Source organism: Isoalcanivorax pacificus W11-5 (genome assembly GCF_000299335.2).
Lineage (GTDB): Bacteria > Pseudomonadota > Gammaproteobacteria > Pseudomonadales > Alcanivoracaceae > Isoalcanivorax > Isoalcanivorax pacificus.
Genome location: NZ_CP004387.1, coordinates 3,060,862 through 3,075,869, shown reverse-complemented (window position 1 = coordinate 3,075,869; position 15,008 = coordinate 3,060,862). Strand labels below are relative to the sequence as shown.

At 62.6% G+C, this 15,008-nt stretch carries 15 protein-coding genes; 4 read left to right on the top strand and 11 right to left on the bottom strand.

Annotated elements, in window-relative coordinates:
* Nucleotides 1-121 precede the first annotated feature (121 nt).
* From S7S_RS13615 to S7S_RS13605, 3 genes are all read right to left on the bottom strand, one after another.
* The gene (locus S7S_RS13615) at nt 122-802 is read right to left on the bottom strand and encodes a TorF family putative porin (RefSeq protein ID WP_008734200.1); all 681 of its coding nucleotides are present in this window, start codon (nt 800-802) and stop codon (nt 122-124) included.
* Nucleotides 803-1,021: 219 nt separating this feature from the next.
* The gene (locus tag S7S_RS13610) at nt 1,022-1,501 is read right to left on the bottom strand and encodes a hypothetical protein (protein ID WP_008734203.1); all 480 of its coding nucleotides are present in this window, start codon (nt 1,499-1,501) and stop codon (nt 1,022-1,024) included.
* Between the two features lie 122 nt (nt 1,502-1,623).
* Nucleotides 1,624-2,697, bottom strand: a complete 1,074-nt coding sequence (locus S7S_RS13605) for a M14 family zinc carboxypeptidase (protein WP_008734205.1) — start codon at nt 2,695-2,697, stop codon at nt 1,624-1,626.
* Nucleotides 2,698-2,870: 173 nt separating this feature from the next.
* Here S7S_RS13605 and S7S_RS13600 point away from each other — a divergent pair, with 173 nt between their 5' ends.
* On the top strand, nt 2,871-3,578 hold the full coding sequence (locus S7S_RS13600) for a C40 family peptidase (RefSeq protein ID WP_008734206.1): 708 nt from the start codon (nt 2,871-2,873) through the stop codon (nt 3,576-3,578).
* Here the strand turns inward: S7S_RS13600 and S7S_RS13595 are convergent.
* Nucleotides 3,493-3,957, bottom strand: coding sequence for a methyltransferase family protein (locus S7S_RS13595; protein WP_008734208.1), 465 nt, complete (start codon nt 3,955-3,957; stop codon nt 3,493-3,495). The genes S7S_RS13600 and S7S_RS13595 overlap by 86 nt on opposite strands.
* A 278-nt stretch (nt 3,958-4,235) precedes the next feature.
* Between S7S_RS13595 and S7S_RS13590 the strand changes: the two genes are divergently transcribed.
* Nucleotides 4,236-5,735, top strand: a complete 1,500-nt coding sequence (locus S7S_RS13590; protein WP_008734209.1) for a PhoH family protein — start codon at nt 4,236-4,238, stop codon at nt 5,733-5,735.
* Between the two features lie 49 nt (nt 5,736-5,784).
* On the opposite strand, the gene S7S_RS13585 is transcribed toward S7S_RS13590, so the two are convergent.
* From S7S_RS13585 to S7S_RS13555, 7 genes are all read right to left on the bottom strand, one after another.
* A complete protein-coding gene (locus S7S_RS13585; RefSeq protein WP_008734210.1) occupies nt 5,785-6,105 on the bottom strand; it encodes a rhodanese-like domain-containing protein in 321 nt (106 codons plus the stop codon).
* Nucleotides 6,086-7,462: an ATP-dependent RNA helicase RhlB gene (gene rhlB / locus S7S_RS13580; RefSeq protein WP_008734211.1), complete on the bottom strand. Its 1,377-nt coding sequence runs from the start codon at nt 7,460-7,462 to the stop codon at nt 6,086-6,088. Before rhlB ends, S7S_RS13585 begins: the two co-directional genes overlap by 20 nt.
* Nucleotides 7,463-7,570: 108 nt before the next feature.
* Nucleotides 7,571-8,161 (bottom strand): DUF938 domain-containing protein, encoded by a 591-nt coding sequence (locus tag S7S_RS13575; protein ID WP_008734212.1) that lies wholly within the window; start codon nt 8,159-8,161, stop codon nt 7,571-7,573.
* A 51-nt stretch (nt 8,162-8,212) separates the two neighbouring features.
* Nucleotides 8,213-9,055: an SDR family NAD(P)-dependent oxidoreductase gene (locus S7S_RS13570; protein ID WP_008734213.1), complete on the bottom strand. Its 843-nt coding sequence runs from the start codon at nt 9,053-9,055 to the stop codon at nt 8,213-8,215.
* 157 nt (nt 9,056-9,212) lie between these two features.
* The gene (locus S7S_RS13565; RefSeq protein WP_008734214.1) at nt 9,213-9,956 is read right to left on the bottom strand and encodes a lysophospholipid acyltransferase family protein; all 744 of its coding nucleotides are present in this window, start codon (nt 9,954-9,956) and stop codon (nt 9,213-9,215) included.
* 192 nt (nt 9,957-10,148) lie between these two features.
* Nucleotides 10,149-10,910, bottom strand: a complete 762-nt coding sequence (locus S7S_RS13560) for an START domain-containing protein (protein WP_008734215.1) — start codon at nt 10,908-10,910, stop codon at nt 10,149-10,151.
* A 150-nt stretch (nt 10,911-11,060) separates the two neighbouring features.
* Entirely contained in the window at nt 11,061-12,797 is a 1,737-nt protein-coding gene (locus S7S_RS13555; protein ID WP_082027732.1) for a putative bifunctional diguanylate cyclase/phosphodiesterase, read from the bottom strand.
* A 258-nt stretch (nt 12,798-13,055) separates the two neighbouring features.
* Here S7S_RS13555 and S7S_RS13550 point away from each other — a divergent pair, with 258 nt between their 5' ends.
* Nucleotides 13,056-14,393 carry a sialidase family protein gene (locus tag S7S_RS13550; protein WP_238582899.1) on the top strand — a complete coding sequence of 446 codons (1,338 nt, stop codon included), beginning with the start codon at nt 13,056-13,058 and terminating at the stop codon, nt 14,391-14,393.
* Nucleotides 14,390-15,007 carry a hypothetical protein gene (locus tag S7S_RS13545; protein ID WP_008734218.1) on the top strand — a complete coding sequence of 206 codons (618 nt, stop codon included), beginning with the start codon at nt 14,390-14,392 and terminating at the stop codon, nt 15,005-15,007. The genes S7S_RS13550 and S7S_RS13545 overlap by 4 nt, the downstream gene beginning before the upstream one ends.
* The last annotated feature ends 1 nt before the right edge of the window (nt 15,008 follow it).

Genomic DNA, 15,008 nt, shown 5'->3' with positions numbered 1-15,008 from the left:
TCGGCCCCGCAGGACGGGCTGCTTGCAGGTAAACAGCGAGGACCAGGGAGATTGTCCTGCGGGGCCGAAAAGGTGGGCTCTCTCACGAGAGCCCTGTTGCAGTGCTTGCAGTGGATCTGGTTTAGAACACGAAGCTGTAGGAAACGTGGAACAGCGGATCCTGATCGTCGGTCACGTCAGCCAGGTCGTCAGAATCAACCACCTTGGACAGCGTGAAGGCCAGGTTCTCAATCGGGCTGTAGCTCAGATCAATGTGGGTGTAGTCAGTGTCGTCCGCATCATTGATGGTCTGACCTACCAGAAAGCCAAACTTGTCATAAGCGTAGCCAAGGGTGACGTAGGTGAAGTCACCAAAGGCTTTGTCACCGTCATCGTCGTTCGCATAGCTGGCGTAGTAGGTCAGACTGAAGCCGCTCATGCCCAGACCCAGGATAAAGTCACCAGCTTCACCAATCCCTTGGTCGATACCTGGATAGATGTAGCTGATGTAGGAGACGTCATAGCTCAGGCCACCGGCCTCGCCAGCAAAGCCCGCATAGACGTCATATTCACCGCCAACGGTGCTCAGAGCGCCTTCGGAAGAACCCCAGATGCCTGCGTACAGGCCGGATTCGTGGCCATAGTCCAGGCTGCCGTGGATTACGCCGGCGCTGTTGGAAACATCCTGACCACGCCACAGATAAAAGCTGGAAGCACCCAGGCTGGCGCTCACTTCCGCGTTGGCCACCATCGGTGCAGTCATGCCGGCCCCAGCCACAGCAGCAGCGATCAAAGTCGTTTTCAGTACGTTTTTGCTTTTCATCCGATTCAACCCTCTTGGTCCGTTTCTGTTCATACCTGAGCGCTGCGGGTTTTCCGTCAGCCGCTGTTTGAAGGTAAAGCACAGACCGTGCCAGTCCTGTTATTGGTTTGTTAACAACAGCTTAGGGGTGTGGTGTCGGGAGGGGGTAAAAGTGGGGTGTTTCATGGTGGTGCGCCGCACCAAAACAGGGCCTGTCATGGTGCGGCGAAGTGTTGCTGATTAGCGACATTCCCAGGGAGCGCGTACTGCGTCCGGTGCGGGGGTGCCATCGGCAAGGCTGACTCCGAGGCCACACTGGCTGCCGTCGCGGACAAAATGAACCGAGTAGGTGGCGCCTGCCTGCGGGGTAAAGCGGACGGCTGCATTGCAGCGGAATGGCGCCGGATTCCCCATTTCCCGTGTTTCCCTGAACTGGACACCCACTCGGACTGGCTCGCCTGCGGGTAGGGACGCAGGTACTTCGGCGCTCTTGCGAAGGGTCTCGTTCAACTGCGAAATCGCCTCAGAATCAAACGGGTTTCGCGACAGGGCATAGCGGGTGGACTGGAAGCCTTTCCCAGGCACACACACCATGGGCTGTGCGGCCACATTGTTGCTGGTAAACACCACCGTGGCGGTGTCGCTGCCTTCCGGGCCGTGGTAGTGGCTGCAGCCACTGGTGAGGGCAACAAGGGAGGCAAGCAGTATCGGGCGCATCATGGTCTGGCTCCTGCAAAGGGCATGGCGATGGGGAATGACAGCGAGTCTAGCAGGCTGCTGCCTGCAGTGGTGCCCCGTGCCAATGCAAAAGTCGCGCCAAATTGGTGCGTGCGACTGTGCTTTCAGCCGTCCTGGTCCTGTTCGGTGAACCAGGTGCGGATCGCTTCCCGGGCCAGGGCCGGGCGCTGGCGGGCCAGCGGGATCCAGTTCTGCCAGTTGTCGGTGGCGGCCAGCAGGAAATCGAACAGCGGCAGGTGCTGGCGCAAGACGCGGCTTTGCCGGTGGGCGATGACCGGATTGAAGTAGCCGAAGAAATCGAACATCTGGCGCGGATTTTTGCGCACCCAGAGCCAGGAGCCCATTTCCAGCGTGAACGGCAGGAACATGTGATGCGGGTGGCTGGTCAGGGCGCCGTCGTAGAGGTAGTCCCACAGATCGCCATGGGTGGTGTAGTTCACCGACTGCGGTTCGATGATATAGGGATGATGGTTGGGGTAAGTCCTTTCCAGCAGCCGCTTGAGTGTGAACACCTCAGCGATATGGGCGATGGGCTGGTGGCTGCGCGCATAGCAGCACCATAGCCGGTCGCGGCGGCCAAAGCCGCTGTGGCAGTCCACGCTCAGGGAAAACGGCGCATTCAGCATGCGCTGGCGCACCACCCGGATCACCGCCTGTGCTTCAGGTTCCATCGGTGCATCGCGCCTGCCCCGGTACCAGGGCAGGCGATTGCTGATGCGGTGCCCGCCAACCAGGAACGGCACCTTGCCGATGGCATCGATGGGCGCGTTGCGCATCAGGTCGACGCCGCTCGGGTTGCTGCGGGTGCGCTGCCAGATGCCGCCGGGGTTGATCATCGGCATGAAAAGGATGCGCACCCGCTCCAGCCGGCGCGCCATCTGTTCGTCCCAGTCCAGCCGCTGCACCAGCGAATGCAGCCACGACAACAGCACCTGGCTGCCGATCCGTTCCACGCCGTGCACCCCGCCAAAAAAGCCGATGACGGGGGCGTTCCTCGACTGGCTGCCCAGTTCAATCACTTGCACCGGCAAGGGTAACCCGCCGTGCTGCACGGTCAGCACCGTGTCGCAGCGCAACCAGCGCGCCCCCTGGTGCAGCAGTTGCTCCAGTTGAAGCTGTTCGGGCAGATGACGTTGCAGCAGGTAGAGACGCTGTTCGATCGCGGGGTAATCGGGCATGCCGGCAGTCGCTTCCGTCCTGGGGCTGGCGCGAAAAGAAGGCCAGCATGCCGGCCGGCCATGACAGTCTGATGACGGCGTGCCCGTCACCAAACCATGACGCAACTGTCACAGGGGCGTCACTGCCGCCCCCTAGCCTTCCGTCACATGAGCGTAATGGAGCGACACTCCCCGTGATCAGGTTGCTGCCGCGTTGCCCGCAACTGGAACACTCCCCGCCAGGCCCACTGGCCGGCACGCTACGCACCGGTGATCTGCTGTTGTTTGCCGGGCGTGGGCCGATCAGCGATACGATCCGCTTTTTTACCCGCAGCCACTGGAGCCATATCGGCATGGTGGTGCGGTTGCCGGAACACGACACACCCCTGATTCTGGAATCCACCACCCTGAGCGAATCGGCCGATATTCATGTCGGTGCGCCGGTGGCGGGTGTCGGGCTGGTGCCGATCATGAAGCGGATCGAGGAATATGACGGCGATATAGCGCTGCGCCGGCGGCTGGGTGAATCGCTCACGGATGCCCAGCAACGCATGGTCGCGCGCATCGCGCGCCGCCTGCACCAGCGACCTTACAAGAATTATGTGCTGACACTGGCCCGCGATACCGTCACGGGGTTCCGGCGCCGGCCGGATTTCTCCGGCATGTTCTGCAGTGAGCTGGTGGCCGAGATCTACCGGCGTCTGGGCTGGCTGGCGCGGGAACAACGGCCAAGCCTGCTGGTGCCGGGGCATTTTGGCTCGGAGCGCATGACGTTGCGCCAGGGAAGCCTGGCACCGCCGGTCCTGCTGCGTGCGGCTACAGCCAGCGCCGTACCCGCGCCCGGTAGGCCTGCCATGCCTCGCCGAATTGCCGCTGGTGAAAGGCTTCCTCTGCCGCAATGACGTGGCGGTCCATGACGTACACCACCAGTGGCAGGGTCAGCAACATGCCGGGGCTGCCGTTGGCGATGGCGCAGGCCAGGTGCAGCAACGCGAAGGACAGATAGATCGGGTTGCGTGAAACGCGGAACGGGCCTTGGGTCACCAGTGTGCTGGCGGCGCGCTGCGGCAGGAGGGTGGTGCGATGGCGGCGGAACAGCAGGGCGGTCCACAGGATCAGCGCCACCGCCGGCAGTGCGGGCAACAGTGCCAGCGCGACCCGTTCATCGGACGGCGCCAGTTGCCAGTGAAATACCCGATCCAGTGTATAGCCGATAAACAGCCCGCCCAGGTGCAGCAGTGGCGGGGGCATCAGTACCTCGGGATGATCCTGCGATGTCATGTCATTTCCTGAACTGTTTTTTACACGCCGGCAACGATACCTTGATCCGATCTGTTGTGCGTGCAAAAAAACCGGGTTATGTTTGAGACTCTTCCCGCCCTTGCGGGAGTGATCGCGATCACCAGTACCAGGCAACATCGAACCGTCGTTAGTCAGTGAACCCGGCGGCAGGTGGTGGCGTCACTCTCGGCTTTACGTTAGCCATATTCAGCCATAGAGCTACGTCATTTTGCCCACCGCTGTCCCTAACCGACTCGCCTGTCCTCAGGGGGATAAGCATGGAAGAACGCGCGGCTGCAGTACACTCCGTCCCGATCGCTTCGGGGAAATCACGCCAGCAGAGAGCCGAGCACGCTCCACCCGACACCCGCCCCACCACCACCGCAGAAATCGCCCGGCACGAGAAAGTGTATGTGCTGGACACCAACGTCCTGATCCACGATCCGAATTCGTTACTGAGTTTTGAAGAACATGGCGTCGTCGTGCCGATGACGGTACTCGAAGAGCTCGACCGGCTTAAATCCGGCAAGTCGCATATCGCGGCCGACTGTCGCGCGGCGATTCGCCTGATCGATCAGATACTGGGCCCGGCGCTGCCGGAACAGGTGGATGCCGGGGTGCCGATCCCGCGTGGCCAGGACAGCACGCTGGGCACCTTGTCGGTGCTGATGCCCAGGCCGCTGGCTGAAGGCGAGGGCGCGTTGCCGGAGCACCTGAACGACAACCGCATCATCAACGATATCGTATCGATGAAGAGCCGTGATCCGTTGCGCCGTTATGTGCTCGTTACCAAGGACATCAACATGCGCCTGAAGGCGCGTGCCTGTGGTATTGAAGCGGAGGATTACCACAACGATCAGCTGGTGTCGGACATTCGCCAGTTGTCGCGCGGTTATTTCGAGCTGAGCGGCTCCTTCTGGGACCGCATCAGCAATGTGGAAACCGAGCAGCGCGGGCCGGAAACCCTGCACCGGATTTCCCACGGGCTGCTGGTCAGTGAGGTGCTGGGCGAGGAAATCTACCCCAACCAGTTCATCATCGACGAGGAAGGGTTTGTCGGCCGCGTGCTGAGTGTGGAGCAGGGTGTGGTGACGCTGCGTCACCTGCCGCCGGAGTCGCTGCTGGAACAGCAGGCCTGGGGGCTGAAGCCGATGAATATCCATCAGGCCATTGCCCTGAATCTGCTGCTCGACCCGGATGTGCATCTGGTCACGCTGACCGGCGCCGCCGGCTCCGGCAAGACCATTCTTGCGCTGGCGGCGGCTATCGAGATGACCATTGAGCACCGCCGTTACAACAAGATCATCGCCACCCGTTCGACACCGCCGCTGGCGGAGGAACACGGTTTCCTGCCGGGCACCGAAGAGGAAAAAATGGACCCCTGGCTGGGCGCGATCAACGACAACATCGAGGCCCTGCACCTCAATGATGAAAACCCCAGCGGCAGCATCAACTATGTGAAAGAGCGCGCCAATATCCAGTTCAAGGCGCTCAATTACATCCGTGGCCGCAGTTTCCAGAAATCACTGATCCTGATTGATGAAAGCCAGAACCTGACGCCGCACCAGATGAAGGCCATCGTGACGCGGGCCGGTGAGGGCAGCAAGGTCGTGTGCCTGGGCAATCTGTCGCAGATCGATACCCCCTACCTCAGCCCGACCAGTTCCGGGCTGACGTACATGACGGAGCGCTTCAAGGGCTTTGCGTTTGGCGGGTCGGTGCAGTTGAACGGCGTGCCACGGTCATTGCTGGCGGAGTATGCGGAAACGCACCTCTGAGGGATGTTTCACAGGTGAGACAAGGCGGGCGCAAGCCCGCCTTGTTGTATCAGGCATTGATGCAGGTATCGGGGTAGATCTGCCGCCAGTGTTCAAAGCCGCCGCTCAGGCTGATGGCCCCCGCAAAGCCTTCGCTTTGCAGGAACGCGGTGGCGTCCAGGCTGCTGCGGCCGTGGTAGCAGTACACCACGAGCGTGCGGTGGCGGTCAGTGCTGGCCAGAAAGTCTTCCACATTGGCCTGGCTCAGTGGCTGGGCATCGCGAATGCGGGCGCTGGCGTGGCTGGCCGGGTCGCGGATGTCCACGAACAGGGCATCGCCCTGTTCCAGCAGGGCGTGCGCGTCACGCGGATCAATTTCGGGCGGGTTCATCGGCGTGGGTTCCGCTGCGCTCGTCAGTGCCGTTGTCCGTGCTGTCTGCGGTGGCTGTCGCCGTGTCCGCTTCGGGTCCGGAGGTTTCAGGGCTGTCAGTGGCGGGTTGCTGCGCCGGTTTTGGCTGGGTCACCGGCTCCGGATCGCCGAGCAGTTCCTCCGGCGGATAGATGCAATCCAGCTTCATGCCGATGGCTTTCTCCAGCTCCGGCAGCAGGAAGGCGTCGTCCTCGCAGGCGAAGCTGATCGAGGTGCCGCTGGCGCCGGCACGGCCGGTCCGGCCGATACGGTGCACGTAGTCTTCCGGATCTTCCGGCAGGTTGTAGTTCACCACATGGGACACACCGTCGATGTGGATGCCACGGCCGGCCACGTCGGTGGCGATCAGCACGCGCACCTTGCCGCCACGGAAACGCTCCAGCGTCTTCAGGCGCTGGTTCTGCGGCACGTCGCCGGAAATCATGGCGGCGTTGATGCCTTTCTTCTGCAGGCGTTCGCACAGCCGGCGGGTGATGTCGCGGCGGTTGGCGAACACCATGACCTTGTCCAGGTCTTCCTTGACGATCAGGTTGTGCAGCAGGTTGTACTTCTTCGAAGTCTCGGTGATGAAGACTTTCTGTTCCACGGTTTCGGTGGTGACCTGCGTCGGTTCGATTTCCACGACTTCGGCGTGCTGGGTCCAGCGCTTGGCCAGGTTCATCACGTCCTGGTTGAACGTGGCGGAGAACAGCAGTGTCTGGCGATAGTCCGAGACCGGGGTGTAGCGCACGATGCGCTTCACATCAGGAATGAAACCCATGTCGAGCATGCGGTCGGCTTCATCCAGCACCAGCACTTCGACACGGTCCAGCCACAGGTCGCGGCGGTTGCAGAAGTCCAGCAGCCGGCCCGGTGTCGACACCAGGATATCGATAACGGATTTCTGCAGGCGCTCCTGCTGGCGGTTGAAGTTCATGCCGCCCACCACGCTCATGACGCGCAGGTCGGTGTACTTGCACAGGCCGCGGGCATCTTTCTCGATCTGCAGTGCCAGTTCGCGGGTCGGTGCGACGATCAGTGCCCGTGGTTCACCAGCGTAGCGCTTGACCGTGACCGGATGCTTGAGCAGGTCGTTGATGATGGTGATCAGGAAGGCGGCGGTCTTGCCGGTGCCGGTCTGGGCGCGGCCAATGGCGTCGGCGCCGGCGAGGGTGTGCGCCAGGACCTGCGCCTGGATCGGCGTGCAGTAGGAAAAGCCCTGCTCGGCAATGCCGCGCATCAGCGGCAACTCAAGATCGAAATCGTGAAAACGTGTTTCGCCTTCTTTGGGGGCGACCTGGAACTGCTCCAGGGTCCAGCTCTTATCGCTGTTCGGCATGGGTCTCTTCTATCTGTGGTCTGTCCGTCGGGCTGCGCGGCAAGGCCGTTATTGTAGGGCCTGCCGGCCCTGAAATGCACAGTGGTAAAAAGGGCGACGGTTTTACCGTCAGGCTTTTCTGAACACCAGCGTGCGATTGTTGGCCGGCATGGCGTGATCCGCAATCAGGGTCAGCCCGGCGGTCTGCATCTGCTCAACGACCCAACCCTGATCCCGCAGACCAGAGGCCGGATTGCGCGCGCGCAGCCAGCCATCAAAGCGGGCATTGCTGTCCGATGTGAAGTCGCCATCGTAATTGAACGGCCCGTAGACCACAAACAGGCCGCCGGCCGGCAGGCGCGCGCCGCCGGTGGCGATGGCGCGGGCCACCTCGTCGGCGGCGAGGATGTGGAAGGTGTTGACGCTGAACAGATGGTCGAAGTCCAGTGCCGGCCAGGGCGCGGCCATGTCCAGCGGGATGGGGGCGGCCACGTTCGGGAGTGCGGCATCGTTGAGCCAGGCACGGATGCCGGGCAGGTTGTCGGCCAGTTCGGAAGGCTGCCAGGTGAGGTGCGGCAGATGGGCCGGCAGCCAGGCGGCATGCTGGCCGGTGCCACTGCCCAGCTCGAGGACGGTGGCGGGGGCGGTGAAGTATTGCTGCAGCACGGCCAGGATGGGGCCGCGATTGTTGTCACAGGACGGCGCGTAGGGTTTGTCCATGAAAGCCTCACAGGATGACGGGGCGCCTTGCCCCGTCATCGCTGGCGACGATCAGGCCTGGCGCTTGCGCATCAGCTTCTGGCCGTTGACGATCAGGCGCTGATACAGGGTCGGCAGGGTGCGCTGCATGGTGTCGATGGCGTACGCATCACCGCCGATCAGGATACGGCGCTTGTTGCGGCGCACACCATTGATGATGGTGCTGGCGGCGTCGGCGGCCGTGGTGCGGAACATCTTCTCAAAATCGGCGATGGATTTCTCGGCATCGGCTCCGGTGATGTGGGAGACATCGTTCATGCGTGCGTTGCGGGCAATATTGGTCTTGATGCCGCCGGGGTGCACGCAGGAGCAGGACACACGGCCGCCCTCGATCTCCAGTTCCATGCGCAGTGATTCGGTAAAGCCCCGCACGGCGAACTTGGCAGCGTTATAGGCCGACTGGGTCGGAATGCCGACCAGACCGAATACGCTGGAAATGTTGACGATATGGGCTTCGTCGGCTTCTTTCAGGAACGGCAGGAATGCCTTGGTGCCGTACACCACGCCCCAGAAGTTGATGCCCATGAGCCACTCGAAATCATCGTAGTTCATGTCTTCAACGGTGGCGCCCAGCGCCACACCGGCGTTGTTGATGACCAGGTTCACCTGACCGTAGTGGGCGTGTACCCGCTCGGCGTAGTCGTAGAAGGCCTGGCGGTCGGCGACGTCCAGCTTTTCGCTGTGCACTTCATGGCCATTGGCACGCAGGGTCTTGGCCAGCGCCTCGAGATCCTTGCTGTTCACATCGGAAATGGCCAGCCGGCAGCCTGCCGCAGCCAGCTGTTCCGCCAGTGCCTTGCCAATCCCCGAGGCAGCGCCGGTAATCACGGCGACGCGGTTTTCCAGTACCTTCATGGTGACCCTCTCTGCTATCCGTCAATAGTGACAGTGGCGAATGTCATTGTCGTTGGGGAGGCAGTGTACCCACTGCGGGCAGGCAATGTGGGCCAATTTTGACATGAGGCCATGTCACAATGACCGGAAGGCCCGGCAGACCGGGCGCTGCGGCAGATTACTGGGCGATGATGGCGTCGCTGCGGGACTGGCCGCTGATGATCCGCTCGCGGCTTTCCTGCAGCAGGGCCTCGACGGCCTCGTCGCTGTTGCCGCGTGCGGCGATGGGCGGATGGATGCAGATATGCGCGTGGCCGGGCGACAGGTGGAGGCTGTCCGCAGGCAGGACGTCGCGGGTGCCGGACAGGGTGATCGGCAGGACCGGCAGCCCCAGGTCCGCCGCCATGCGGAAGGCGCCCTTCTTGAATGCCCGGGGCTGGCCATCACGGCTGCGGGTGCCTTCCGGGAAAAAGAGGATGCAGGTGCCGTGGCTGACCTGCTGTTGTGCTGCCCGCAGGCTGGCAATGGCGCGGTCCGGATGCGAACGGTCGATGAAGATATGTCCCAGCGCCACGCAGGAAATACCGACGATGGGGATACGCCGCACCTCCTGCTTGGCTACCCAGCGGATGTCCATGCCCAGGTAGCCGTAGAGCACCCAGATATCGAAGTGGCTGAGATGATTGGCGACGATCACGTAGCTCTGGCCCGGACGTGCGTGCGCCTGGCCTTCCACGCTGACCGACACACCAGACAGCAGCAGCCCGGCGCGTGCCCAGGGCACTGCGCACAGGCGCCCGGCCTGGCGAGGGCCGATAAAGGGCGCGCTCGCCAGACACAGCAGGCCCATCGCCAGTGTGATGATCAGCATTGCCGGCACGAACACCAGCCAGATATAGAGGGTGTAAAGCAGTCGTGGCATTGCGGGCTCTCCCATACCCTGTCGCTGACCGGACCAGCGCTCTGACAGGCTGTTGAAAAACAGCCTGTGCTGACGGCTTGAAAAAGCCTCAAAGAGACTTTTTCAACACCATGCTAAAGGCCGGCCTGATGCCGCCGGCCCTGGGATGATAGCGCAACGCTGGCGCCGGGCACATTTCTCGGGAGGGAATTGTTACGTTTCCGGGTCAGCTTCGTGCGGCAGGCTGCCTGGTCCCTTGAGATGGATGTAGTCGTAGTAATGCCCCTGATATTCCGGGCGTTTCACGATGCGGCGCAGCCGGTCCAGCGTGAAGTAGGGGGCATCGCGCAGCAGGATGTTGGCCAGCCAGGCAGGGATATAGCCGCCCGGGTCCAGCACCAGTTGATAGGTGATTTCGACCGTATCGTTACCGAGATCGCGGGCGCCGAAGATGCCCTGCATTTCGGGGAAACGGATGTAGTCCTCATTCGACGGCAGCCGGTCCGGGGCGTTGCTCAGCAGCACTTCCACGCGCTGCTCGTCCTGGCTACGGATTTCGCGCACGTCGGCGCGCAGTACCGCTTCGCGGTTGGCCAGTGGCCAGGGCAGCAGGGTGGTGAAGCGCAGATAGCGCAGCAGGTCGGATTCGCGGCCGATCTCTTCGGCACTGTCGACGAAATGCAGCCAGCGCGGATAGGCGTCGTAATCGTTCAGCACGGCCACCAGTGCGTACTGGTCTGTCAGTTTGAATTGGGTCACGCCGCGGAAGGTTTTCAGGCGGGTGTCGTCACGGTGACGCATGTAGACCTGGATATCGTTGCGGTCGCTGACCAGCCGCCAGCTGTCATCCAGCGCTTCCAGGTCACCTGCCGCGTGCCCGGCCGGCGCCGCCAGCAGCAGACAACAGGCGAGCGCTATCCAGGCGATGGTGGTGAGCGAAAAGAAGCTGCACTGGGCAGAAGCGTGCCGTGTCATGGTGCGGTGTCCTCCGGCGCGAAGCTCAAGTCCGTTTGTATTCTGCGGGTTGTGCCGCGCGCCAGGTGCTGTGTCGGGAGGGCGGGGCCGCGTCAGTATCTCCGAAACGGCCGCCGCGCAAAGCCCGGACTTGTAAAAAAGGACAGGCGGTCATGCCGGCCAGAGCGTGTCGAACGCCTGTGGCCGATCGATGTGATAGCCCTGCGCATAGTCCACGCCAAGTTCGCGAAGAATATCGAGAATCGCCGGGTTCTCGACGAATTCCGCGACGGTCTTCAAACGGAATGCCCGTGCTACATCCACCAGTGCCTGGATCAGCACTTTGTGCTCGTCGTTTTCGTGCAGATGACGGATGAACGAACCGTCGATCTTGACGAAATCCACCGGCAGTTTTTTCAAATAGTAGAGGGACGAAAAACCAACGCCGAAGTCATCCAGCGCAAAGCGGCAGCCGAGTGTCTTCAGTGCCTGCATCACTTCGATGGTGGCGGCGATATCGGCCAGTGCGGCGGTCTCGGTAATCTCGAAAATGATGTCCTGCGGGTCCACCTGATAATGCCGTATCCAGTGACGGACCTGGCTGATCAGGCGCGGATTGCGGAACGACATGCCGGACAGGTTCAGCGCCAGTTGCGCGCGGATACCGGCGCGGTTGAGCGCCGCCAGGTGGTGACAGACCTGCTGGATGACCCGCTCGTCCAGCTGCACGATCATGCCGGACTGTTCGGCGGCATTGATCAGGTGCTGGGTGGCGAGAAAACCGCCGCGTCCGTCGCTGACGCGCAGCAGCGCTTCGTGGTGGCTTATTTCGTTGTCGGCGATGTCGAGGATCGCCTGGAAGTGCATTTGCAGGCCATCGCCGGACAAGGTTTCGCGCACCCGCTGTTCCCAGTAGACCCGCTCGTGGATGCGCTCGCGGTGCTCGTCATCACCACTGCAGACGTGCCAGGCGTTGCGGCCTTGCGCCTTCGCCTGGTACATGGCGATGTCGGCATTGGCCAGCAACGCTTCAATGGTTTCGCCATCGCGTGGGCAGATGCCGATACCGATGCTGGTGGTGACGGGCAGGTTGGCGTCGCCCTGCTGCACGGACAGGTCGGCCAGGGCCTGGCAGCACCGGCTGGCGGCTTGTTCGATGGCGTCCGGCTGATCGCTGGCCAGCAGGATGCCGAATTCGTCGCCACCCAGGCGGGCAATCACATCCGACTGGCGCAGGGTGTCGCGCAGCAACCGTGCCACTTCCTGCAGCAGGCGGTCACCCTGGTGGTGGCCGTTGAGATCGTTGATGTCCTTGAACTGATCCAGATCCAGCAGCATCAGGGCGAACCCGGGCCGGGTGCCGGCGGCGGTGGCGGACAGCCAGCGACGCCCCTCTTCGATGAAGCGGCGGCGGTTGAACAGGCCGGTGAGCGGATCGTGGGTCGAGAGCCAGCCGATGTGCTCCTCGGCGATGCGCTGGTCGGAGATGTCCAGGCCAATGCTGATCACCCGGCGCTTGCGCCCGTCGTCCAGGTGCCAGGCCGTGTGCCACCAGGACAACAGCAGGGTGTCGCCGTTTTCGCGACGCATGGCTGTTTCGTGGCGGAAGCCGTGATGACGGCCCTCGGCCACTTCGGTCAGGCGCTCGGGCAGGTCGGCGGGGGCAGCAGAGAGCAGGTCGATGAAGGCGCGGCGACGTATATTGGTCAGCGCCTTGCCACACAGCCAGCGCCCATAGCGGTTCACGGACAGTACGCGCCCGCGGTGGTCCTGGGTGATGACCACGATGTCGGCTGTATCCTGCAGTAGACGGCTGAAATCTTCCTGATCAGCCAGGCGTCGGGCAAGGCGAGAGGGCCCCGGTTCCCCCGAACGGGCTCGTGACTGAAGACTCAAAGACACTGGCATACCCCGCACTACATTTTTTGTGGGTGTTATCTAGCGGGCAACTCGCAGTGATCGACGTTATCAGCGCTGCCGGGGCAGCACAAGCGCGCGGGTGCTGCTAGACTTGTGGACTTTGGTGCTTGCCACTAAGAAACTGGCCTGAGCGCCGGAATCATACTTTCTACTGGCGGCGCTTGTTAAGGGCCGCCCGGGCCGGGCTTATTTGCGGATAACCCCTTGTGTTCTTCAGAGAAAATCGGATAGCCGAACGATTCAGCCATGACAGTGCATAAAAACAAGACCCTACATCTAATGATTGGCGGATTGCTGGTGCTGGCCTATTACGCCGGCCTGCCGGCGCACCTGTGGGATCCGGAGCCGGGGTTTGCCGTGCCGGCGCCCTCGCAGCGTACCCCGGCCCCGGACGATACCTGGCAGCTCAACTTCGCCTCCGATGGCGCCACCATGCAGACCCACGCGGCGTCCATGGTGGAACTGCCGGATGGCCGTATCCGTGCATTCTGGTTTGCCGGCACCCGCGAGGGCTCGGCGGACGTCAATATCCATTCTTCCGTGTTTGATCCCGCCACCGGCGACTGGACTGGCGAGCAGGTCATGCTGACCCGCGAGCAGGTCAGCGAGGGCCTGGGCCGCTATGTGCGCAAGCTGGGCAATGTGGTGCCGGCGGTGGATTCGGATGGTCGCCTGCGGCTGTACATGGTGGTGGTCAGCTTCGGCGGCTGGGCGGCGAGCCGGCTGGCAGTGGCCGAGTCCGCTGACGATGGCAGCACCTGGCGCATTTCTGACGGCCTGGTGACGTCGCCGTTCTTCAACCTGAGCACCCTGGTGAAAGCGCCGCCGATCCGCTACGAGGATGGGTCGCTGGGCCTGCCGGTGTACCACGAATTCGCGGCCAAGTTTGGCGAGGTGCTGCGGCTGGACGAAGACAACCGCATTCTGGAGCGTTCGCGCATCGGCAAGCTGCGTGAATCCCTGCAACCGCTGGTGCTGGTCAACGGTCCCGACTCCGCCGTGGCGTTTCTGCGCAATGCCAACAACAGCCGGCCGGGCATTCTCTGGCGCAGCGATACCCGGGATACCGGCCATAGCTGGTCGTCGCTGGATGACGGGCAGTTGCCCAATCCGGGCTCTGCCGTTGGCGGGGTGCGCCTGGGTAAGGATCACTGGTTGCTGGTGGCGAACAACAACGCGGTGGAGCGTGACGATCTCTATATTCTGGAGACCCGCGACCATGGCCAGACCTGGCAGACCCTGCATGCCATGCATGACGATGCCGCACTGCGTAACGCGCCGGTGTCAGTGGACGGTTTCCGCGACATGGTGCGCACGGCACTGTCGAGCATCGATGAAGGCCCCACCACGAAGGATCAGCGTGACCGCGTGATGCAGGCGGCGGTACGCAATAACTGCCGCAGTGATTTCTGCGTCTCGCAGTTCGACTATCCCTATGTGATCCGCGCCAGTAATGGCGACATCCACATTCTCTATTCCTGGAAAAAGAGCCTGATCGCCCATGCCTGGTGGCGGGCGGCGCAACAGGATGACAGGCAACTGCCGCTGGACCAGCGTCAGGCGCACGTGGAGGCGGCACGATGATCAGCAATACGATTCTTTCCTGGCCGTTTGCCACGCTGGTGACGGCACTGGTAATGGCGTCCATCGTGCTGCGCCTGCTGCGTATTCGGCAATTGCATGTCGGTCTGCCGCTGGTGGTGATCCTGGTGCTGGTGGCGCTGTTGCCGATGCCCTGGGGGCTGGGCATGTGGGTGCGCAGTTATCTGGGCGAATTCAGCATCAGCATGGGGCTGCTGGCGGTGATGTTCATGCAGCACCGGCTGGGCAGCCCCTGGTATCTGCCAACGTCCGAGCTGCGTGCGCTGAATGTGCTGATCGTCGCCACGGCGGCCTGGTTTTATCCGATGAGCCTGGGGCTGACCTATCTCGACCCTTACGGTCTTGGCTTTGGTGATTTCCGCTTCAGCACCGCGCTGCTGCTGGTCGGCCTGGCGGCCTGGGTGATGCGTGCTTACGGTATCTGCCTGATGCTGGTGGCGGCGCAGTGTGCCTTCGCGCTGCGGCTGCTGCCCTCGGACAACCTGTGGGATTACCTGCTGGACCCCTGGCTGACAGCCTGGTCACTGGGCTGGCTGGTGCGTGATTATCGGTTGACGCGCAAGGCGCGCCGCACGCCCGTGGCGGCCGCCGCCTGAG